Source organism: Photorhabdus heterorhabditis (assembly GCF_001280945.1).
In the GTDB taxonomy this organism is placed as follows: domain Bacteria; phylum Pseudomonadota; class Gammaproteobacteria; order Enterobacterales; family Enterobacteriaceae; genus Photorhabdus; species Photorhabdus heterorhabditis.
The window spans coordinates 1-21,811 of sequence record NZ_LJCS01000015.1 but is presented as its reverse complement, the minus strand read 5'-3'; the positions used below and the strand labels follow the sequence as shown (position 1 = coordinate 21,811).

At 41.8% G+C, this 21,811-nt stretch carries 19 protein-coding genes; 2 read left to right on the top strand and 17 right to left on the bottom strand.

Going from position 1 to position 21,811, the window contains the following annotated elements; genetic code table 11:
* Window positions 1-91: 91 nt before the first annotated feature.
* Window positions 92-1,009, top strand: coding sequence for an RHS repeat protein (locus tag AM629_RS07725; protein WP_054477713.1), 918 nt, complete (start codon window positions 92-94; stop codon window positions 1,007-1,009).
* A 103-nt stretch (window positions 1,010-1,112) separates the two neighbouring features.
* Here AM629_RS07725 and dhbA read toward each other — a convergent pair whose 3' ends face one another.
* The 10 genes from dhbA to fepB all read right to left on the bottom strand — a co-directional run bounded on the left by dhbA (window position 1,113) and on the right by fepB (window position 16,250).
* Window positions 1,113-1,871, bottom strand: coding sequence for a 2,3-dihydro-2,3-dihydroxybenzoate dehydrogenase (gene dhbA, locus AM629_RS07720; RefSeq protein WP_054477711.1), 759 nt, complete (start codon window positions 1,869-1,871; stop codon window positions 1,113-1,115).
* Between the two features lies 1 nt (window position 1,872).
* Window positions 1,873-2,748 (bottom strand): isochorismatase, encoded by an 876-nt coding sequence (locus tag AM629_RS07715; protein ID WP_054477709.1) that lies wholly within the window; start codon window positions 2,746-2,748, stop codon window positions 1,873-1,875.
* Window positions 2,735-4,375 (bottom strand): (2,3-dihydroxybenzoyl)adenylate synthase, encoded by a 1,641-nt coding sequence (locus AM629_RS07710; protein WP_276525718.1) that lies wholly within the window; start codon window positions 4,373-4,375, stop codon window positions 2,735-2,737. Before AM629_RS07710 ends, AM629_RS07715 begins: the two co-directional genes overlap by 14 nt.
* Window positions 4,375-5,556, bottom strand: a complete 1,182-nt coding sequence (locus tag AM629_RS07705) for an isochorismate synthase (protein WP_054477705.1) — start codon at window positions 5,554-5,556, stop codon at window positions 4,375-4,377. The genes AM629_RS07710 and AM629_RS07705 overlap by 1 nt, the downstream gene beginning before the upstream one ends.
* A 272-nt stretch (window positions 5,557-5,828) precedes the next feature.
* Entirely contained in the window at window positions 5,829-6,668 is an 840-nt protein-coding gene (locus tag AM629_RS07700; RefSeq protein ID WP_420806660.1) for an ABC transporter ATP-binding protein, read from the bottom strand.
* 315 nt (window positions 6,669-6,983) lie between these two features.
* Entirely contained in the window at window positions 6,984-10,118 is a 3,135-nt protein-coding gene (locus AM629_RS07695) for a condensation domain-containing protein (protein ID WP_054477703.1), read from the bottom strand.
* Between the two features lie 138 nt (window positions 10,119-10,256).
* The gene (locus AM629_RS07690) at window positions 10,257-12,383 is read right to left on the bottom strand and encodes a TonB-dependent receptor (RefSeq protein ID WP_054477702.1); all 2,127 of its coding nucleotides are present in this window, start codon (window positions 12,381-12,383) and stop codon (window positions 10,257-10,259) included.
* 689 nt (window positions 12,384-13,072) lie between these two features.
* Window positions 13,073-14,137, bottom strand: coding sequence for a FecCD family ABC transporter permease (locus tag AM629_RS07685; RefSeq protein ID WP_054477699.1), 1,065 nt, complete (start codon window positions 14,135-14,137; stop codon window positions 13,073-13,075).
* Entirely contained in the window at window positions 14,134-15,186 is a 1,053-nt protein-coding gene (locus tag AM629_RS07680; RefSeq protein ID WP_083451895.1) for a FecCD family ABC transporter permease, read from the bottom strand. The genes AM629_RS07685 and AM629_RS07680 overlap by 4 nt, the downstream gene beginning before the upstream one ends.
* 32 nt (window positions 15,187-15,218) lie before the next feature.
* Window positions 15,219-16,250 (bottom strand): Fe2+-enterobactin ABC transporter substrate-binding protein, encoded by a 1,032-nt coding sequence (gene fepB / locus AM629_RS07675; RefSeq protein WP_235525421.1) that lies wholly within the window; start codon window positions 16,248-16,250, stop codon window positions 15,219-15,221.
* Between the two features lie 497 nt (window positions 16,251-16,747).
* Between fepB and AM629_RS07670 the strand changes: the two genes are divergently transcribed.
* The gene (locus AM629_RS07670) at window positions 16,748-18,091 is read left to right on the top strand and encodes a condensation domain-containing protein (RefSeq protein WP_054477697.1); all 1,344 of its coding nucleotides are present in this window, start codon (window positions 16,748-16,750) and stop codon (window positions 18,089-18,091) included.
* 534 nt (window positions 18,092-18,625) lie between these two features.
* Here the strand turns inward: AM629_RS07670 and AM629_RS07665 are convergent.
* The 7 genes from AM629_RS07665 to AM629_RS07635 form a co-directional block, all read right to left on the bottom strand.
* Window positions 18,626-19,084 (bottom strand): DUF6392 family protein, encoded by a 459-nt coding sequence (locus tag AM629_RS07665; protein WP_054477695.1) that lies wholly within the window; start codon window positions 19,082-19,084, stop codon window positions 18,626-18,628.
* The gene (locus tag AM629_RS25085; RefSeq protein ID WP_054477693.1) at window positions 19,081-19,479 is read right to left on the bottom strand and encodes a hypothetical protein; all 399 of its coding nucleotides are present in this window, start codon (window positions 19,477-19,479) and stop codon (window positions 19,081-19,083) included. Before AM629_RS25085 ends, AM629_RS07665 begins: the two co-directional genes overlap by 4 nt.
* A complete protein-coding gene (locus AM629_RS25080; protein ID WP_054477691.1) occupies window positions 19,476-20,030 on the bottom strand; it encodes a hypothetical protein in 555 nt (184 codons plus the stop codon). Before AM629_RS25080 ends, AM629_RS25085 begins: the two co-directional genes overlap by 4 nt.
* Window positions 20,031-20,094: 64 nt before the next feature.
* On the bottom strand, window positions 20,095-20,595 hold the full coding sequence (locus tag AM629_RS07650) for a hypothetical protein (protein WP_054477689.1): 501 nt from the start codon (window positions 20,593-20,595) through the stop codon (window positions 20,095-20,097).
* Window positions 20,592-20,819: a hypothetical protein gene (locus AM629_RS07645; RefSeq protein ID WP_235525420.1), complete on the bottom strand. Its 228-nt coding sequence runs from the start codon at window positions 20,817-20,819 to the stop codon at window positions 20,592-20,594. Before AM629_RS07645 ends, AM629_RS07650 begins: the two co-directional genes overlap by 4 nt.
* A gap of 156 nt (window positions 20,820-20,975) precedes the next feature.
* Window positions 20,976-21,230, bottom strand: a complete 255-nt coding sequence (locus AM629_RS07640; RefSeq protein ID WP_054477687.1) for a hypothetical protein — start codon at window positions 21,228-21,230, stop codon at window positions 20,976-20,978.
* Complete coding sequence (locus AM629_RS07635; RefSeq protein WP_054477685.1) at window positions 21,217-21,561, bottom strand: hypothetical protein; 345 nt, start codon at window positions 21,559-21,561, stop codon at window positions 21,217-21,219. The genes AM629_RS07640 and AM629_RS07635 overlap by 14 nt, the downstream gene beginning before the upstream one ends.
* Window positions 21,562-21,811 lie beyond the last annotated feature (250 nt).

The window sequence follows — 21,811 nt, the reverse complement described above, 5'->3', positions numbered from 1 at the left end:
ATTATAACGAACACCTCAACACCGACTATGCTGAGGAAACTGCGATTACAGAAATGATTAAATGCAGCAACACAATAAAAAGAGGTAAGTCATGAAAGTCATAGACCCCAAACTTTATCAACACACACCTACCGTCAAGGTCCACGATAACCGGGGCCTGACTGTCAGTGTCATTGGCTTTCATCGTATCACCCATCATCAGTATGATGTCCGCGGGTACTTGAACCAGAGCATTGATACACCCCCGTATGACGCCAGACAGAATGATAGTACGATAAAACCTAACTTTCTCTGGCAGTATGATTTGACTGGCAGTCCCTTAAGTACCGAAAGCATTGATGCAGGTCGCACGGTCATACTGAATGATATTGAAGGCCGTCCAGTACTAACCGTGACAGCAACCGGCACCATACAAACCCGACAATATGAATCTTCTTCCCTTCCCGGACGTTTGCTGTCCATAACAGAACAAGAACCAAAGGAAAAAAAGCCTCATATTATCGAACGTCTTATCTGGGCCAGCGGTACCGAACCAGAGAAAAACCACAACCTTGCCGGCCAGTGTGTACGCCACTACAATGCCGCAGGAGTCACTCGACCTGAGAGTTTGTCGCTAACGGGTAGCGTTTTATCACAATCCCAGCAATTACTGATCGACGATCAACAGGCAAACTGGACTGGTGACAACGAAATTATTTGGCAGAACATATTGACCAGCGAGGTCTATACTACCCAAAGCAACTGGGATGCCACTGGCGCTTTACTGACTCAGACCGATGCGGAAGGAAATATCCAGCGTTTGGCCTATGATGTGGCCGGTCAATTAAAAAGTAGCTGGTTGACGCAGCAAGGCCACAGTGAACAGATTATCGTCAAATTCCTGACTTATTCCGCAGCCGGACAAAAATTACGCGAAGAATACGGTAACAGCGAGATCATTGAACACAGTTATGAACCGGAAACCCAGCGTCTTATCTGTATCAAAACTCAGCGCCCATCAGACATTTAAGATATTGCAGAATTTACGCCTTGACTGTTCACATTCCTAAAGGAAGAAGAACAGTCAATTCTAGCAATCTCTAATCCAGCCCGTTATTCACAATGATAGACGATTAAGCGCCAAGCGTTGCACCACCATCGATGACAATATCCTGTAAAGTAATATGGCTTGCGAGATCAGAGGCCATAAACAATACCGCATCAGCAATTTCTGTTGGCGTCGCTATCTTCCCAAGTGGGATACCCAGTTTGAATAATTCAGAAAATCCCTGAATAACTTGCTGCTTAGAAGCTGCTGTTTGCCACATATCACGCTGCATTGGCGTATCTGTCGATCCTGGTGAAATAAGGTTACAACGAACGCCATAAGGTGCTAATTCAAGCCCAACACTCAGGCAGAGACTACGCAACGCAGCTTTAGAAGCGCAATAGGCCGACATACCAACACGAGGAACATGAGCCGCATTTGACGCAATAGTGACGATAGCCCCCGCCTTTTGGCGTTGAAACTGGGGAATAGTCGCCTGAAATAGATTGAATGCACCTCCCGCGTTAACAGACAAGCACTGTTGCCAATCTTCAAACGTTATCTCTTCAGTCGCACCAAGGCGTAATATTCCGGCACCATTGACCAGCACATCAAGTTGTGGCTGTTGTGCAAGGAGTTGTTCGCAACAATGTGAAACGGCAATAGTATCACTGATATCAAGCAAATAAGGTGTAAAAGGCAAATCCCCATCAGGGAAAGTGATGTCAAACCCAATCACCTTCGCGCCCGCTTGCTGAAAACGGTAAGCCGTCTGATAACCAATACCGCTACCCGCGCCGGTTACCCAGACAATTTTATCGCTAAAATCAAGCGTAATACTCATTTCAAGCTCCCTGACTCTCAGTAAATAACGTCATCCAACCATTTATTGTTGGATTTTTCATTAATGAAATAAAATCCACTTCATATCCTTGCTGGCGCCAATGGGAAATGAGAGACATAATGCGTACAGAATCAAGCCCATAATCGAGCAAGTTTTCATCATCACTAATATCACCACTATCCTCATCTAATAAAGGCAGTAATAGCCCTTTCAGGCGAGTCTTATTCCATTGCACTTGTTTTGCATTTAAGGCAACAAGAAGCTGTTCGGTAGTCTCTACACGTCCACAGCGCCCAGCGGTATATTTAAGCGCCATCATATGTTCTTCATAACTGAAATCAGCTACAGCATCTGCCACTATAAAGGGTTGTATATCACGCATAAACGCATCAGTTGCTGTCATTAGACAACCAATATGGGCATAAACACCACAAATAATGAGTTGATCACGCCCAACTATTTTGAGCTGTTGCTCAAAATCAGTGCGCTGAAATGCACTATATCGCCATTTATCCATAACAGTATCACCAGCCTGGGGAGCGAGTGCATCTATAATTTTTTGCCGTTCGGGGTGGCAGTTCAGCCCGGGTCCCCACATATCATTTAATAGCGCCCTATCCTCATCACTTTGCTGGTTAGGCTGAGCGGAATAAAATACCGGTATTCCATTTTCCCGACAGGTTTCTATCAGTCTGGCAATATTAGCCACAACTTGATTAATTAACGGGCTATTTTCTTCCCAGAAGTTAAGAAAGTAATTTTGCATATCATGAATTAACAATGCAGCCCGATTTTTATCCAATGACCAATTGACCTTGTTTGTCGGAAGCCCTTCTGCTACAGGCAAATCATAACTACTCAGTTTAGGAATACTCATTTCTTTCTCCAACGAATGATGGCTGAACAAATTGCTTAGCAAGTTGACGTAATTGTTGCTTGTCTATTTTTCCAATAGGTGTTGTCGGCAATGAAGGAACAGATTCAAACCGGTCGGGTAATTTATAATCTGCTATTCCCTGCTCACGTAGATAACGCCGCAAGACTACGGCTTTTATCGGTTTTCGTAATACAACAAAAGCGCAGCTTTTCTCACCCATTAACTCATCAGGAACAGCGACAAGCGCGGCATAAATGACATCAGGGTGCCGAAGTAGTAGATTTTCAACTTCCTCTGCTGCAATTTTTTCCCCACCGCGATTGATTTGATCTTTTTCACGTCCCACTACTTGTAAATAACCATCAGGTGTCATGATGACGAGATCGCCAGAACAATAGAATCCATTACTATCAAAGCACTGCTGATTATGTTGTGGGCTACGGTAATATCCACGGAAGGTATAAGGCCCCTGAGTCATCAACCGGCCAGCAATGCCAGGAGGAACAGGATTGCCATCGTTATCAGCAATCCAAACTTTATCATCCTGACTCATGGGACAGCCTTGCGTCATAAAAATATGCTGTTCGTCGTCATCCAGCCGGGTATAGTTCACTAATCCTTCAGCCATACCAAAAACTTGTTGTAACTGGCATCCCATTTCTTTTGGAATGCGTCTGGCCAGGCTCTCGCTTAACCTTGCCCCACCGACCTGTAGCAATCGCAAGCTTTTTAGCGCGTCACGGTGACCACCAAGTGCTATCGCTTCAAGCCATACACTGACTGCTGGCGGTATCAGTGCAGCAACATTCACCTGATGTTGTTGGATGAGTGGAAAACAACAATCAGCACTGAGGTTATGCGCCAAAATGACCTGTCCCCCGCTGTAAAACGCCCCTAATGCCCCCGGTGAACTCATAGGAAAGTTATGCGCAGCAGGAAGTGCACATAAATAACGAGTTTCAGCATTAAACTGACAAATTTCCACACTGGCGCGAATACTGTAGTAATAATCATTATGCGTTCGGGGAATAAGTTTAGGTGTTCCCGTACTTCCCCCTGACAATTGGAAAAACGCAACTTCATCAGCGGGTGTTGGATTAGCGATAAAATCACCAGCGCCTTGTGCCAGCAGAGTCTCAAAATCCAGAATATCGTCATTATCACCACTCAAGACAACGTGACATAAAGACGGCATGCGGACTCTAAGTTCATCAATAAAATCGTCGTCGCAAAACAAGGAATGGTTGCGATCGGCAATTAACAATGCGGGGGTAATCTGATCAGCATAAGCACAAAGTTCATTACGCTGATGGCTGAATATCGCATTAACCGGAACTACTCCAAGTCGCAATAAGGCAAAGAAAACAATATAAAACTCAGCCTCATTGCCTAATTGAACTAAGGCGGTTTGTCCTCGTTTAACGCCTTGTTGTTGTAATGCGGCAGCAAAACTATCTACTAGCAGATTAAGTTCAGCATAACTGAACTGATGATCTCCACAGATAAGCGCAATTTGCCCGTTATCTGACTGACGGGTAAGAATGTCACTAAGAGGGAGATCTATCCAATAACCAAGCTGACGATAGCGTTGCTCCAACGCTTTCGGCCAACGATTAAATTCAACTATCATGCCGTACATGCCTCCTGTGAAAACTCGAATGCACGTAACATAGTTGAAAATTTAACCTCTGTTTCCTGCCACTCTGACTCTGGATTCGAATCAGGCACAATACCAGCTCCCGCAAACAGCCTTACCCGCGAAGCATTCACTTCACCACAGCGGATAGTCACCACCCATTCACCATCCCCTTTCGCATCACACCACCCCACAATGCCGCCAAAGAGGTTTCGTTTAAACGGCTCTAATTTCTCAATTAAATTTTTCGCGGTCTGATACGGCGTGCCACAGAGAGCCGGCGTAGGATGAAGCAGACAAGCAGCAGAAAGTGCGTTTTCCTGTGGTGCCTTTAGCTCTCCCTCAATATCAGTGGCAAGATGCCAAAGTACAGGCGTGCTAATGGTGGACGGCATATTAGAAATATGTAGCTTTTGACAACGGCTTTCGAGTACGTTTCTTATCATATCGGTCACCAACCGATGCTCATAATTATCTTTGACGGACTGAATAAGCGCCTGACGTAATTTGTAATCCTCTTCCTGATTTTCACTACGCTTTGCTGAACCTGCCAACGGCTGAGAAAAGATAGTGTTGCCCTGTTTACGTACTAATAATTCTGGACTCGCACCAATCAATGCCCCATTTTCCAAAGGAACATGGAAGTTGTAACACCAACCATTTTGCTGATTAAGATGTCGCAATAATTGAATTGAATCTAATGGCTGATGGGTTTCGATATCAAGTAACCGCGCAAGGACAACTTTGTCTAATGCATGATTGCGCATTGCATCAACGGCAGTGTTCACCATCTGGCTAAAATGGGCTTTATCAGGCCACTGATAACGTTTCTTTTCTGTATAGGTGGAATTGGAAACAAGCGAAGGAAACTGCTGTCTTTGGAACCAATTGCATTGTTTAGGGACAAAAAGTGCCGCATTTTGCTGTTTATCGAATGGAATTGCCCCCACCAGAACAGGATTTTCAATCCCATCACTCTTCGCCTGCTGAAATAATTGACGTATTTCTTGCTGAATCAGGCTGTCAGGATTCACTGCATCATCAAGTGGCTTTGATACAACTGCATATTGCCCACGAGCCAACAAACTTTTACTGGATGAAAGAAACAGAAAATCCTTATTATTAAGATCATTAAAACCAGTCAGCAAATCATCTCTATATAGATCTGACACAAGTCTTACCTCTATCGGTTAATCGTGTAGTCACGAAAATGGAATTCTTCCTCGATATAATTTTGCATCACTTGCTACAAATAAAATTATGACTTAGATCGTCAATAATTAAATTTATCTATAATTTAACTTTATTAAAACTTATATTTCTAAAACATTTCTCCCTTATTCCATTTAGAGACTTTATTTCGTACCATCTTATTATTCTGCCAGGTCTTAATAGTTGTTGATTGAATCTATCAGAAATTAATAAATACATCTAAAAATCATGGTTATCCCTTTGTTAAACGCCGTCCTTGCGGGATAATTAAAGGAGTATGGCTGACGGGATCATCAATAATGACACAATCGAGTCCAAAAACCTCAGAGATTAATTTTGTCGTAATAATCTCACCGGGCACGCCTTCCACCACAATCCTCCCCCCGGCCATCACAATCAGATGATCTGCATACCGGCAAGCCTGATTCAAATCATGAAGCACTGCGACGAGTGTATATCCCGATCCTTGATTAAGATTACAAAACAAATCAAGCAACTCAATTTGATGAGCAATATCAAGATAGGTTGTCGGTTCATCCAGTAATAACAATGGCGTTTGTTGAGCCAACACCATGGCAACCCAAACCCGTTGGCGCTGACCACCTGAAAGTTCGTCAACAACACATTCAGCAAGCTGTGTTACACCGGTTACATCCATTGCCTGGCGTACCGCTTCATAATCCTCATGGCTCCATTGACGCAATAACCGCTGATGGGGAAAACGCCCGCGCGCCACTAAATCAACAACTTTGATCCCTTGAGGAGCCTGCACACTTTGCGGTAATAATCCTAACTGACGAGCCAAAGCGCGCGTCGGTATAGTGTGAATATCATGACCATCAAGGCAAATCCTGCCATATTCTGGGCGCAGAAGACGACATAAACTTCTCAACAGCGTAGATTTACCACAGCCATTAGGGCCGATAATCACGGTAAAACGGCTATCAGGAATACGCAGATTCAGTTCATCACAGACGACATGTTCACCGTAACCCAGGCGCAATTCTTCCACACTCAAACGACAAGGTAACAAAATACTTTGGTTATCATGTTTTGGCATTAGTGTTGTCATCAACTCTCTCACAAAAACGGGATTAATCAGTCCGCATCAATATTCATATAAATGCAGACTGCAAGAGGATTATTCAGTGCTAAATAGAAACCCGTATTCAAAGGATATCTATACCCGTCATCTTTCAAGTTGCCTCTTTGTTGGCTGCACTCACTCACCCCGGTCACATAGTTTGCTATGCTCCCGGGGATTCGCTCCCTTGCCGCCGCAATGCATCTTGAAATCCATTGGGTATATACCCGTCATCTTTCAAGTTGCCTCTTTGTTGGCTGCTCTCACTCACCCCGGTCATATCGTTCTCTATGACATAGTTATCTATGCTCCCGGGGATTCGCTCCCTTGCCGTCGCGATCCATCTTGAAATCTATTGGGTATATGCGCGTGGAATAATCTTGGCAGGATCGCCCTAAGCGGTATATCGCTATCCTGTGTTTTTGCAAACAGTATCAAAATGCCATTGATAGTCTCTGATATTTTAGCGATTTGAGCCGCACTATAACGATCTGAACGATAATTAAACAAAATACGTACCGTTTCTTCACCTGCAATCATCTCTTCCATAATCTCAAAGTGAAGCCCCAGCAGAGATTCCTGCTTTTCCAAAACAACCTGTTGAAATGCAATATGGCTTCCATCCAACATATGGAACTCACCGCTCAAACTATTTTTCGCATGTAACTGAATATATACCTCGAACAAATGATCTTTTCCTTGATCTGCGTGGCCTGATAACGCTTCTTCAATCAGATCAATGGGGATATCGGTATAAGGTAGCGAATCATTGATATTGCTCTTCACCTGAGTGATAAGATCAGTAAATGTCATTTGTTCAGTAAAACGAACCCTGTGTATCACAAGCGTAGTAAAATAACCGATAGTATCAAAGAAGCTCGCATCATCACGTCCCGAAGCCGATGTTCCCACAAGAAGATCATCGGTTGCCCCCAATAAATTAAGCGAGGCAACAATACTGGCATAAAGAATATTAAAGAATGAAGCGCCATTTTTTCTGGCAAGTGACTGCAAACCTTGAGCCACCGCTTTTTCAATCTCAAACTCAACACCTTCACAAGAATTCGCCTGCCCAGATAACTCGCTGACCGCATTTTTAAAAATGGGTTCTCCGCTTGGCGCCCCCCGTAAATTATTAACCCAATAATCAAGATGAGACTGATTCATTCCCTCATCATTTTGCCTAATTGCATATTGATAGAATGGTAAGGGTTGCTCTTGCCACGCTGGTATCTCATTTATCAGCCTGTATTTATAAGCATGTTTAAGATCTTCCATAAGCAAAGTAACAGACCACTCATCAAGTGACACATGATGAAACAGCATGGACAAAAACTGCTGTCCTGAAACGTTATCGGTTACAAATTTAATGCGCAAAGGAAGTTCTTCGGATATATCAAACTGATACTTTCCCTCTTTTTTTAATATTTCTTCTGAGGAAAGTGCACCATATTCGCGAGAACCCCAAAACCACTGATAGTTCGATAAATCCTGCATTGGGACGACACGTTGATAAACTTCACCCTCTTTCTCATAAAATAGGCTACGCAATACAGAATGTCTTTGCAGTACATCAAAAAAGGCTTGCTGGAGTACCTGCTCATTGATATTTGCAGAAAATTTTAAAATAAAAGGTAAATTGAAGATATCGTTGAAATCAAATGCCGCATACGCTTTCCATAGAGATTTTTGCGCAAGAGACAAAGGTGCAACAACCGAAATATCTTCTTCAGATTGTTCTTTACTCAACTGATTTTTGTTTTCATCAATAGGATCATGACATTGCGCATATTCGGCAAGTTTCAACGCTGTCGGATAACTAAAGAGATGGTTAATATGAATCTCTATGTTATGTAGGCTCAATAATCTACCTATCACGCGGGTGCCAATAAGTGAGTGCCCGCCATGATCAAAAAAGTCATCACTGACTGTCATTTCTGGCGAAGAGAGCGCTTGTCTGAATTCATTTAAGATAATATTAGCTATTTTACGATGGCTATCGCTTCTATCCGTTGCTTCATGTTCTTTTTGCTGTTTAGCAACAGTCAGTGATATATCACTGATATCTCCATGTTTTTTCTTCGTTGGAAACGAAAAAATAGACGTAAGTTTTGGTGCAATAGCAACATTTTGCTCATGAATAAATGTACAAAAACCTTCTAACAGAAATGCGCCGATATGTGCAGACACTGACGGAGCCGTTATTAACTCAAAAAACCATTGTTCCTCATTTACATTTCCGGCAGCCAACGAGATATCAAAATGGGCGCTCAACGGTGGAATGGATAATAACTCAACAATTACATCATTCAACCTAAGTGATGACTGGGATTCATTAATCCAAGTCACCAGAATATGTGGGTTATCCTGCCCATACTCTACTTCATTGCTAGCTTGTGGCTTGCCACTTTCTATCTGCCTTGCAATATCGGCAATTATTTTGCCAAGGCTTCTATCATCCTGGCACACACGCAACGACGTTAATGCTGAATAGAAAAATTGGCTATTGAGTTCATCATGTGTATATTCTGGGTCACACGATACACTGACATTCACATCCAAATGAGAGCCTATCACTGCAATATAGCAACCGAATAATGCCACTACTGTTGCCAGTGCTGAATATGCTGTTTTCTCCGTAGGTAAAAATGGAGCAAATGCATCAACATTGATTGTAGTACGATATCTGGTCACAAGACGATTATGAAGAGAATCATCAAGATAACTGATTTTACCCGTTTCTTTGATCAACACGCTCTTGGTGGTATCGGATTTATAGAGCCAGGGAATGCCTATTTTTCCAGACTCACATGATAACCATTTAGCCGGGATACCCTTTTTAAATAAATCTTCCTGTCCAAATCCGATGGTCTTCAAGCCATTATTATAGGTATCCGAAAGCATAGTAAGCATCTGCGACAATGACACGGTATTTCTCAGAATATGATGCACAATCACACCCAAAATAACCCCATGCTTTCCATTCATAAACAACATAAATTTGACCGGTGGATGCTCATCAAGCCCGATAGGTTTACATTGTTCCTTGAGTAGCCTATTTATCGCTTCTTCATCAGACTGAACCTGATAAATTTCAACAGGAGAATTCGCGGTTGTATCGCAATATTTACGCAAATCGCCTTCATCATCAAAACGATACCTAACATTAATTCCAGCTATATCTTGAGTAAGAAACTCTAATGCTCTGATAAGCCGACCTATGTTGATATTCCCTGTTAGCGACCAGGCACAAGCAAATTGACCAGAAGCATCAGGCTCTTGTTGATGATGAAGCCACATCATCTCTTCAAATTCAGTTAAATCCTTTTCAGTTTCCTGGACTTCCGAAGATGAGTGACCAACAGCATGGGCATGAAATACTTCATCCAGCAGCAATGCTTCATCATCTGTCAGTAACCGCTTAAACTCTCTTGCCATATTCCCGCCATTCCCGCTTCTCCAGTCAACGCTGGGCTACATATAATCTTTTGCCATTTTTCGGACAGAGTGATCCTACTCATCCCCCTGTCCGGTTACTTATTTTGAGTTACTGTTCCAATTTGTTGATTAATCGCCTTAGAACTTCAATTCAAATGTCGCACCGATCATTCTCGGACGCTGATAAATTGCTGAATTAACGTTATTATCTGGAACTAATAAACGTTTATCGGAGTCGAACAGATTCTGAGCAAATAATGTAGCACGCCCCCACTTGAAGTTATAACCAAGCTGAAGGTTAGCTATCCAATATGCTGAGATTTTCCCGCTGGCAGAATTGTCATATTGAGAGTAATAAGTATCTGAGAACATAACATTACCGCTAACATCAATATCCTCTGTCAATAAATATCTAGCCAAGAGGTTTGCGGTATATCCTGGAGCGCGAGGTAATTTATTACCCTGAATACCGCTCTCTGAAAAGCTTTTAATCTTCGTTTTCAGCAAGCCGAGACTACCGTTTAGCTCAAGTTTTTCGACCGGCTGCCAGCGGGCACCAACTTCTGCACCATACGTTTCAACCTGACCAGCATTACGTATCATGGTTGCATTTGGCCCCAGATAGTAAGGCAACTGCATGTCCTTATAATCGTTATAGAAAAGATTAGAGGTGAGTTCCAGCTTACCATCCATCAGGCTGTTACGCGTATAGAGGCTGTAGTTCCAGACATATTCAGGATTATAGGTATAATTAGGATTACCGGTATAAGTATTATCAAGGATAATCCCGGCACCACCTGCGTTATAACCTCTACCAACAGCTATCCCGACGGTTTGATCTTTCTGCGGTTTCCAAGCGATATCAATTTTAGGCAGAAAAGCGTTATAGGTTTTATCAAAATCAATTTCTACACGTTCGCGTCCCCCTCCTTTACGCGTTCTATGTTCACGTTCAAAGCGGCTTGATAAAGTTACATCAACCTCGGGAACAACCGTGTAGGTCAGGACAGTATAGGCAGAGGCTGTTTCTGTTTTATCATTAAATTGGCTGCCCCCGAAAAGCTCGATAGACTCATCCTGTTTACCATAGAAATAACGCACACCAGCCAAACCACTCAGCCTATTATCAAGACCTTGAAAACGGATAAGCGGTTCAAATTCTACCTCTTTGCCATCAGTATCCGCTTTTGGAATTTTAGACGAAGTTAATCTGTGATAAGCAAGATCGGTATAAATCAATTTATTTTCCAAGCTAATGGTATCTGACAAAGCCCATGAAACATCCCAGATCCCACTGGTCGTTTTTCGTTCTACAACTGGCCTGAATAGCTCATGCCTTAAATTAAGAGTATGCCTTGGATTGTATGCTTCGTTCTGAGGAGCACGACTATCAAGATGGTTAACCGTTAATTTCGTGGATAACTCAGGAATAGCCAGTGGTTCAAACAGCAACTTCGCGCGGACCGTGGTTGATTCAATTTTGTGCGGATCGCCAACGGGATCATAAGAAACCAAGTTTGCAAAGCTATCGCGATCTTGACGATCGACACTAAGACGGAAAGCCAGTTGATCTTCAATCAAAGGACCCGAAGCCATCGCGGCAACTTGCTGATAGCCCTGATTTGCGAAACCACTTTTGATTGCGCTCTCCCAATAAAAGGTAGGATCAAGTGACTTAATGATCACCGCGCCTGCAATTGCGTTCCTTCCCTGAATATAACTCTGTGGATCACGAAATACCTCGACACTTTCTACATCCCACAAAGATTGCGTACCAAAAGCTAATTCATTATAGGTAAATGAGCGCCCATCAATAGAGACGTTGATTCTAGGACGCGTTCCACTCAGGAAAGCCATCCCACCTTGTGAAGGGCCTGAACCATCAACGCCGCGAACGGCGGGAAGAGCGTTACTAATACCATTATCAACAACGTTCGGCGTCATTTGCAGCAGCGTGTTAACATCAGGATTAGGAATAGCTTTCATTTTGCGAAGATTATAAACCTCGACACTTGAACCACTATCATAAATAGTGCGGTTAACTTTCTCTCCGGTTACCACTAACACATCTTCTTCTGATGATAATGCCTTGGTATTTCCTTTTTGGTCGTTTTGTGTGTTCTTTTTCTCTGCCGCAATAGCGTCAGTGCCAATCAGCGCAATGGCACCGAAAAATAAAACACTAAAAGTACCTACAAAACGCGATTTTTTAGTATGTTCTGTTTCTGATGCATCATGTTGCAGAATTGAGTGCAACTTATTCATTCATTTTTCTCCTTTAGCCAGCTTACACGAAATAGTTTTAACCGATTAATGAATTAAATCGTGACATTGCTGACTGGCAGACCCCAGTCTGTAAAAAACATGGTGCGATTTAACCCATGTTAATTTCGTTTGGAATAGTTTTTCTATATTATTATTAACTTTCGGTGTTAATTTATTATAACATTTCTTAAATAGTAATAATTATCATAACAAGGTGTATTATTGTATGTAAATAAAAATCATTATCACTAAATGTGATCAATACAACAGAAAAATAAATTTAATATATAAAACAATTTTTTATTTCAAAGAAATAAAAAAAGCGAAAGATAACTCGGTAAAATATGTGGTTTTAGGAATGTATTTAGCCAGAAAGAAATTAACTGAAAGTATATCCCTATATTTTATAGAATTATTTCAAGCACAAAAAACAAGCAAACTAGGGAAATAAAGAAATGATTCACAGCCTAAGTTAGGAATATAAATAACGAAATTCTTCCATCAATCGAGAAAGATAAAGAGTCCCAAATAAATTTATACCTGTTATCTTTCAAGTTGCCTCTTTGTTGGCTGCACTCACTCACCCCGGTCACAGAGTTCTCTATGACATAGTTATCTATGCTCCCGGGGATTCGCTCCCTTGCCGTCGCGATCCATCTTGAAATCTATTGGGTATACAGCGGTTTTTGCTAAATTTGCCGGGAACGGGTCAGCAACCAAATCAGATAAACTCCGCCAACGAGTCCTGTCATAAGTCCAATAGGTACTGCCGCTTTTAAAGGCAAAAGCTGTGTAAACAGATCAGCTGCCAGCAAAAGGCAAGCGCCCATTAGCGCGGCACTGATGACAGGCATATTTCTCGAACGAGTCAGGCGAACCACAAGCTGAGGTGCGGCCAAAGCAACAAAAGCAATTGGTCCTGCTGCACCAGTGGCAAGAGCGGCTAACACTACAGCACAGAAAATCATGATAAGACGAACGCGTTCCACCTTGATACCGAGCTGACTGGCAATATCATCCCCCATCTCGATAATATTCAATTTCCTTGCCGTAAAAAGAACCAGAGGTACCAGTAATACAACCCCCGTTAAAACAGGAAAAACATGTCCCCATGTACGAGCATTAAGTGATCCAGCAAGCCACAAATTTGCCATCACGGTATTATCCAGATTTCCTTTTACCAGTAATAAGCCATTTAGGGCAGTTAACACTGAACCCACACCAATACCCGTTAGAATAAGACGATACCCACCTATTGAACCAGATTTTAAAGACAACAGATACACTACCGCTGCGGTCAGAACGCCACCAACAATAGCAGCAATCGCTACCTGCGCCGCATTATTATCAAATAAAACTATCTGTATAATTGCCCCCGTCGCCGCTCCTGTTGTAAAACCAATCACATCTGGGGAACCCAGCGCATTCCTGGAAATGGACTGAAAGACCGCACCAGATACCCCCAGTGCCGCACCAACAAAAATTGCGGTTAACACTCGAGGTAAACGAATATCCATGATGATCTTTTCGCTGACAGTACCGGAGCCAGCCCCCCAAAAAGTACTGATAATTTGTTCGATGGTGATATTGAATTTGCCGATAGTCATAGAAAAAACCGCTAATACCATAATCAGCAGCAGCATGGCACAAGTCACCATGAGGTTTCTGGGAACGAAAACAAGAGACATCTTTCCTTGTCGCCAGACCTTACCGGAAATCTTAACCTCAGTCTCGCAATAATTCCGTCTGCTCATAATTGGACAATTTTCCATTTTCTGACAAGGAAAACAAAGAACGGCCCTCCGATTAGCGCCACCATAATGCCAACACTAATTTCTCCAGGATATCCTACGACTCGCCCCAGGCTATCAGCAGCGACCACCATAACCCCAGAGATAAGCATAGAATAAGGAAGTACCCAACGATAATCAGGCCCTGCAATTAAACGGGCGAAATGAGGCGCTGTCAGGCCGATGAAACTGATAGGCCCCGCCGCTGCGGTTGCGCCACCAGATAACATAATGATAGCCAGTGCAGACAGAATCCAGACTTTGGTTTGATTAACACCCAGTGATTTTCCCAGATCATGACCAAGTGCTACTGTATCAAGAGACTTTGTCAACATTAAGGCAATCATCACTCCTGAAGCCACCAGAATAGAGATAGGAAAAAGGACTTCATAACCTCGCCCTTGAAGTGAACCCACCACCCAGTGCCGGAATTGATTAAATACCTCATCTTCACTGTTTATGGTGATAATCTGGGTGACAGCAAATAGTACAACGGACAAGGCAGCGCCCGCCAATACCATTCTTACCGGGTTCAACCCATGCTGGATTCCCCCAAGTAAATACACAGCACAACCCGCAATGGCCGCCCCAGCCAGACCAAACCACATATAACCAACAACGTCGTAAACACCCAAAAAAGCAATTGCCGAGACAATGGAAACCCCGGCCCCGGCATTAACACCCAGGATACCCGGATCAGCCAGTGGATTACGGGTAAGCGCCTGCATAATGGCGCCAGCGACCCCCAACGAACAACCAACGATAATCGCCAGCAGAGTACGAGGCACTCTCAGGTAACGAACCAATAAATGTTCACTATTGGCAGGATTAAAAGCGGTGAATGCCTCCCAGGTGACTTTTATCGTGACAGGACGGGTTCCAACAAAAAGACTAAAAACTGAAAATGCTACAAGCAATAACCCACAAATCAGCAACCCTTTTCGTTGAAATCTAAATTGCCGGTTATGGGATTGCTCACCAGAATTAGCAGCTGAAAAAATCGGTTTTCTCATGTCCAGCCCAAACAATGAAGCTATTTCGCTTTCTACTTATTAATGCCAAACCGTTTAACAATGCTGTCAGCAATTTCTTTTGCACTGTAATAGTCAATTCGAAACGAATTCACACCAAGGCCATAGACTTGCCCTGTTTTGACCGATGCCAAATTAGCGAGTACCGGATCTTTTAAGAACTCGGTAGCTCTGCTATTTCCTGCGCTTAAAAGAAACGTCGTGGGTGCGGTTAGCTGCGTAATATTTTCATATTGTGCCCAAACAAAATCGCCGGTTTTATTTCCACCGTTATGCCAGGCAGGATCTGCCGGCTCGATAGTAAATCCAAGCTGTGAAAGCAGCAAAGCATGTGGACTTATACTCGTTGATATGGGGTTAACCGTTCCTGGCCCCTCATAGCTGATAATATTAACCTTACCTTCGGGGATTGCAATTTTTGCCCGACATTCAGCAAGATAATTATCAAAACCAGTAATTCTGGCTGTAACTTTATCTTCAAGCCCTGTCGCCTCGCCTAATTCAGTCGCCAAACCTTGCCATGTCTGTTTACCATAACCTAAGATAATCGTAGGCGCGATTTGTTTAAGTTGTTCTACCTGAGCATATGCAGAATCAGCGCCACTCATAGAAACCACAATCAGATCGGGCGCAACAACATAAGCCATTTCCAGATCAATATTGCCGGCTTGCCAAAGCTTTTCAAGTCCCCGTTCTTGAGCAACGCTGTCCCATTGAGCGAAAAATTTCCCATTCGTGGCCGTTGCACTTGCGACTACGGGAGCATCAATTGATAACAGTATTCCTGTTATCGAAACAGTGGTCGATAAAATACGCTGGGGTTTTGCGGGGATAGTGGTGATAGAGCCATCAGCATTTTTAAAATCTCTTGGCCAAGAAAGGCTTTCCGTCTGAGCTACATTTTTTGCATTTGCAGCATAAACAGTCCCCCCAAATAAACTGACCAGAGTAATTACCAAGCCATATACAAGGGTTAACATCGATTTCATTCTGGCGTTCTCAGATAGTGATTGTGGTTCAGCGAGACAGAAACTTCGCATACCCATTCAGATAATCCAAAGTGGACGTAATGTATCATTTTGTCTAATATCCGACAACGAGATTAATAATGATTATCATACACAATAACGATGATCACGAAATACGTCACATTATTGTTGTATCGCACAACAAATGTTTCATTTTCTCAGTAATAAAACCAACTCAGATCTCAGCCAGAAACAATAAATGAAAAATGGTGCTCAAACAGGAGAGTGAATGTCATGGGAATAAATAGGCAATTATGCGTTGACTTGTTCAGATGGGAATATCGTGGCTCAACATTATGTAAACACCTATCACAAGCATAGAAGAGAGTTTTTCCATTTTTTTATACCCAATAGATTTCAAGATGGATCGCGACGGCAAGGGAGCGAATCCCCGGGAGCATAGAGAACTATGTCATAGATAATTCTGTGACCGGGTGAGTGCAGCCAACAAAGAAACAACTTGAAAGATAACAGGTATATTCTATTTTCTATGATGAATTCATAAGGTTTATCCAATGTCAAATATCGCTCAAACTTCTAGCTGGATTCCATTGACACAGGCACAACAATATTATTGGCACGAGTTCAGCCTGCATTCCGAAAGAGTTGTTTCGACTGTCGCGCACTATCTGGATATTCAGGGTAATGTCGATCAGCAAGCACTTTGCAAAGCAATAACAATGATGATTAGTGAAACAGATGTGCTCTCTGTCCGTTTTCAGCTCCGTAAAGAAGAGCCGTTTCCTTTACAACAACCGAATCAAGCCGCCATCCCACAGCTAAAACTCATCGACTTACAGACGCAACCCGCCCCCTTTCAAACAGCATTACAACTTATGCGGACCGATGTGGAATCTCCGCTGAATTTATTAACTCAACCGCTATCCGCTCAGTGGCTATTCAAATTAAGCGAGTCTCATTATCTCTGGTACAACCGCGCTCACCATATTCTTCTTGATGGATTTGGTATGGCACTGCTTGAACATCGTTGTGCGCATTTTTATTCATATTATCTTGGTAAGAAAACCAGTTCTGATGCTTGCTTTCATTCACTCAGCTGTTACCTCACGGAAGAACAAGAGTACTGTAACAGCGATCAATATGAAAAAGATCGTTTGTACTGGCAAAATTATCTTTCACCTGCGAGCCTTACAACCATGGATATCGCCCGTGCCGACTATAGTACCAAACACCATTACGCCGGCTGTGCGCTCTCTAGGGATATTGTTACAGGCTTAACACGTTTATCGGCTGATACAAGGATCGCCTGGCCAGATCTGTTAGTGGCACTTTCAAGCATCTACCTGCTTCACTATTTCCCTACACAGACACAAAATAATGAATATTCAATGCCGATATGGCTACCCTATATGAATCGCCGAACCCGTTTCAGAACCAATACACCGGCATTAATGACGAATATTCTTCCCTTATTGATAAACACCAACCCGGATGAAACATTAGAAAGCTTTTTGAAAAAGACAATCAACGCACTTCATACTCAACGGACTCATGCCAGATATCGTATAGAACAAATTTTTTTAGATCACAATCTACCTCAAGATACCCGTTATTTATTTTCTCCACTCATCAATGTACTACCTTTTGACTCACCCAATTTTGTCGATTGCCAGGTTAAACGTCATATACTCACCAGCGGACTCTATGACTGCTTTAGCTTTAACATTATCTACCGCGGGAAAGTAGATGCTGGAGAATTAATTGTTGATCTTGATGCTGACTCATCAATGTTTAGTCAAGAAGAGGTTGAAAGCCATCAGAAAAACCTGACTGATTTTCTACAAAAAGTGCTCACAGGAAACTGGCTTTTCCTGCCTATAAAAGCGCTTTATTGTTGACATCCTCTGAAAGTCGGGGCAACCCTACCGTTGCCCCCCTTTTAACGCCTGTTTTTTATTAGCTTTAATCATCATCGGATATTTTATTTTGCGTTTAATCAATATTGATTATACTCGCCTTTTATTTTTTCGGATAATCAACACCTTTTTCAGCGCTTAAATTCTGCCAAATTAACCTTTTTATCTATTTTTTTCACTGCATTGTTTTTATTATTTTCTTCGTAAAATAACAGCGATAAAATACTTAAATATTATCTTGTCAGAACAATATTCTTTTTCTCACTTATTTGTTTTTAATTCTTTAATTAATGGTTAATCAACTTTAATTTAAAGGTAATTAACATCATTTTAATAAATCGCACTTATAATTAAATCTATCTTTTATATAAAAAATTTAACTACTATTTTCGTGATTTTAAATAGTCATGGCAGGTTAAATCGCTACTGCGGCAGACAGAAGATGAACTAGCGAATTATACACAATCACAAACTAACAGAGAAAAAATCCCAGCTCAATGGCTGGGATATAGATTATCACAACATTAAACTAGCGCCATACAATAAACCATCTTGATTAAATTGTAGATGTAATACGTATTTCTGATATTCGTATTTTATCCAGCTATTAATGTAGCCAAGAAGCATATCTATTTTCCCTCCTCCTCTCATTAATGGCTCACCCAATATTTGGATGACATTTTCTTCATTCCATCCATCTCGGATATTAAGCAGTAGATTTCCTTTAAAATTTGCGTAACCTTCACTGTTATCAAAGTAAAAATGAATATGGTTCAATAATCCTTGTCGGAAGCCTATCTCTATTCCTGAATGTGCAAAACTATAATACGTTGTCTGCCCAATGGGATCATTATATTCCAAAGGAGTTTTTGATATTTCAGCCTGCTCTCCAATCGCTAGCTTAAGTTCATGAAATTCCTTGGATGATTCCGTAGTACCAAGGGCATTGGTAAATTTAATCCAATCAACAATCATTTAATTACACCTATCTGACTATTGAGCTCTATAATTTTCTTAACTGCATTATCAACCAACTTAGGATCATAACCACGTTCAATCATATTAGTTCTTAGAGCATCAGTATCGCGACATACTGCACCACAGAGATTCATTGCATCTTGTTGAACTTGCAACGGAGTATTTTTTCCCCTATAAGTTGGCCCAGCAGAATGAATATCTTTGGGAACTTCTACAGCTGTCGCATTTTGATAAAGGTTTTTTTCTTCATCTTTTTTTAGAGGACGCCCCAATTCATTTTCTTTTGCTTTCTTGAGCGCTGCAAATGATGGGATATGATCATGTTCTAGCCCATTTCCAACGACCTCACGGGATTTTAATTCCTTATAAGAACCAACATCAAGCAGCTTCACTGCCTGAATCTCATCACTAGCCTTATTAATGCTTCTCCAACGTCACCTTTCTGTAAGGCTTTCTCTACCGCCTTGATAGTTTTCCCGGCGGCATCACCCGCACCCGGAATAATCGCTACAGCGGCGGCCAGATAATCTAATGCGCTTTCGGCCTCGGCAAAACCTTTAATATCACCAATGATTGGCACGAAGTCAGTACCAAAACTGATGACTCCTCCAGCTTGTTGACACGCCGCCGGTGACTGCTGACAAAAGGCTTGCTTTTTCTCCTCGTAGGTTTTGAGTGTGCCTGACTTTTCTTTTTCTGCGGCAGACAGAAGATGAGCCAGCGAATTGTAGACAATCACCATTTCACCGGCATTAGCACCACTGTTGGCACCTTCTGCGCTGTTGGTTGCAATGGTTCCCGCAGCGCCGCCAATGATTTTACCCCCGGCCTGAATTGCCATCGGATCGCTAAAGGTTTTATCCAAGGTGATGGCGGCCAATTCTGCGGCCAAAGCACCCAAGGTTAAATGGCCTGAGTCCGGTAGAATTCCGAACTCAGGCATTATTAGCCGCTTATCGTAAGCTGTCCAACTTTTGGGTGGCGCACCATAAAACTAGGAGTTTTTTTTAACGTAACCAGAATGGCGGATCGTCTGGGCCTAAAGCATCGTATTGCTCAAGGGGACGATTTTTATCATCAATAAACCATGGTAAATCGGAGATTACTATTTTTACTGGTTGATATATTTTAAATGTGTCTAAAAATGATTTTGCAGACTCCTTAGCATCAATAAAACGACGGAAATAATCCATAAATACAAGATTTAATGTTGGCTGCTTAAAATCCAGATTGGTTAACTCGGTATCTCCTCCCATCTTTTGCCAATCTACTGTATTACTCTGAATTTTACTAAATAAATATTCAACAATAGACATAAGCTCCTCTGCTGGTTTTAGCTCATCTTGTTTCAGATAACGACGATAAAGACGATCCGTTAATAAACTAAAATCATATTCAGATTGAACATATTCGGCATAAGTCGTTATACACTGAAAAAAAACAACCACATCTGAAGCAGGACCATGTTCATAAACAGTATGGCCACCATGAAACCCTATGTTTTTCATTTCGTTTTAAACCCTATATCTGTCGGACTGATTACCCCATTCGATTTTTGAACTATTCCCTGAATGATCGCATCCTTTTGCCTTTGTGTAACATGTTGCCCTCGAATATCAATAACAACTTCTTGTCTCATTCCCGCAGGGAAATTCTTCTGCCGTTCAATCGCCTGTTTGGCAACATTATTAATCAAGCCATTTTTGTTCGTTGCAATATTATAGTTCTTCACTTCAACACTACAAACATTGCCCTGACACCAGTCTGGACGAACACTGCCTTTAGTGCCATAGGGAACTTCCTTGCCCTCTTTAATTGGATGAATTGCACCTTAATCAATTAGTGTCTAACTTTTGGGGTGCAATTCAACATGTCAGGGTTCTTTCTATTAAATTAAGCCAAGAAATTCTGGTAATCCTTTTACATAGTCATATGCTTCACCAGTATAATTATCTGATAAATCTTGGAAGAGTTTAATTACCTCTTGTTTCTCATCATCATTAAGTAATTGAAGTTCCGCTGCCATTTGTTCCATTGTTTCTATTGCTGAATCCGGATTAAGCAGTTCTTCACTTGTAAACTCCAAAAATATGGCAAGATCAATAATGACCTTTACAAGCCTAATATTGCTATTCTTTAACAACTTTCACCTCTATGTTTTTGATTCCAAGTTCATCGAACATTTTTTGTGCTCTATTCGCCTGAGTTTGATCAGGTACTTCCCAACGTCCTGTCATACCATTGCGCTTTAACGCATCTGATTGTCGTAATGCCTGATCTTTTGCTTTTCGGGTTGTCACAACAGATATTTTCCTGTCTATCATGACATTATCATCTACACCATCAAACCTAACAGGCTTGTTTTTTCCATCAGTGTCTATTCTATCAATACTGGGAGCCTGTCCCTTTTTAGTTTCAATATTTGAACGAGCACCTGATGCAGAATCATTATAACCTTTTGCTCGTTGACTCATGCTTGCATTTTCATCAACCCACTTAACTTTTATTTCATCACTGGCCTTATTGAGCAGTTTGGAAGCTTCCCCAATATCACCTTTCTGTAAGGCTTTCTCTACCGCTTTGATAGTTTTCCCGACGGCATAACCCGCACCGGGAATCAGGGTGAGATCTCACATTTTTAATAAGGTTATTTTAGTTAAATAAAAATCAGAATATGACTTTTTATAGGCATTTCTCTCATTAAAACGTTAAGATCTCTCTCTT

Coding starts and splice junctions, on each gene's coding strand:
- AM629_RS07725 (WP_054477713.1), top strand. CDS start 92: ATGAAAGTCATAGACCCCAAACTTTATCAACACACACCTACCGTCAAG.
- dhbA (WP_054477711.1), bottom strand. CDS start 1,871: ATGAGTATTACGCTTGATTTTAGCGATAAAATTGTCTGGGTAACCGGC.
- AM629_RS07715 (WP_054477709.1), bottom strand. CDS start 2,748: ATGAGTATTCCTAAACTGAGTAGTTATGATTTGCCTGTAGCAGAAGGG.
- AM629_RS07700 (WP_420806660.1), bottom strand. CDS start 6,668: ATGACAACACTAATGCCAAAACATGATAACCAAAGTATTTTGTTACCT.
- AM629_RS07695 (WP_054477703.1), bottom strand. CDS start 10,118: ATGGCAAGAGAGTTTAAGCGGTTACTGACAGATGATGAAGCATTGCTG.
- AM629_RS07690 (WP_054477702.1), bottom strand. CDS start 12,383: ATGAATAAGTTGCACTCAATTCTGCAACATGATGCATCAGAAACAGAA.
- AM629_RS07685 (WP_054477699.1), bottom strand. CDS start 14,137: ATGAGCAGACGGAATTATTGCGAGACTGAGGTTAAGATTTCCGGTAAG.
- AM629_RS07680 (WP_083451895.1), bottom strand. CDS start 15,186: ATGAGAAAACCGATTTTTTCAGCTGCTAATTCTGGTGAGCAATCCCAT.
- fepB (WP_235525421.1), bottom strand. CDS start 16,250: ATGGGTATGCGAAGTTTCTGTCTCGCTGAACCACAATCACTATCTGAG.
- AM629_RS07670 (WP_054477697.1), top strand. CDS start 16,748: ATGTCAAATATCGCTCAAACTTCTAGCTGGATTCCATTGACACAGGCA.
- AM629_RS07665 (WP_054477695.1), bottom strand. CDS start 19,084: ATGATTGTTGATTGGATTAAATTTACCAATGCCCTTGGTACTACGGAA.
- AM629_RS25080 (WP_054477691.1), bottom strand. CDS start 20,030: ATGCCTGAGTTCGGAATTCTACCGGACTCAGGCCATTTAACCTTGGGT.
- AM629_RS07650 (WP_054477689.1), bottom strand. CDS start 20,595: ATGAAAAACATAGGGTTTCATGGTGGCCATACTGTTTATGAACATGGT.
- AM629_RS07635 (WP_054477685.1), bottom strand. CDS start 21,561: ATGAGTCAACGAGCAAAAGGTTATAATGATTCTGCATCAGGTGCTCGT.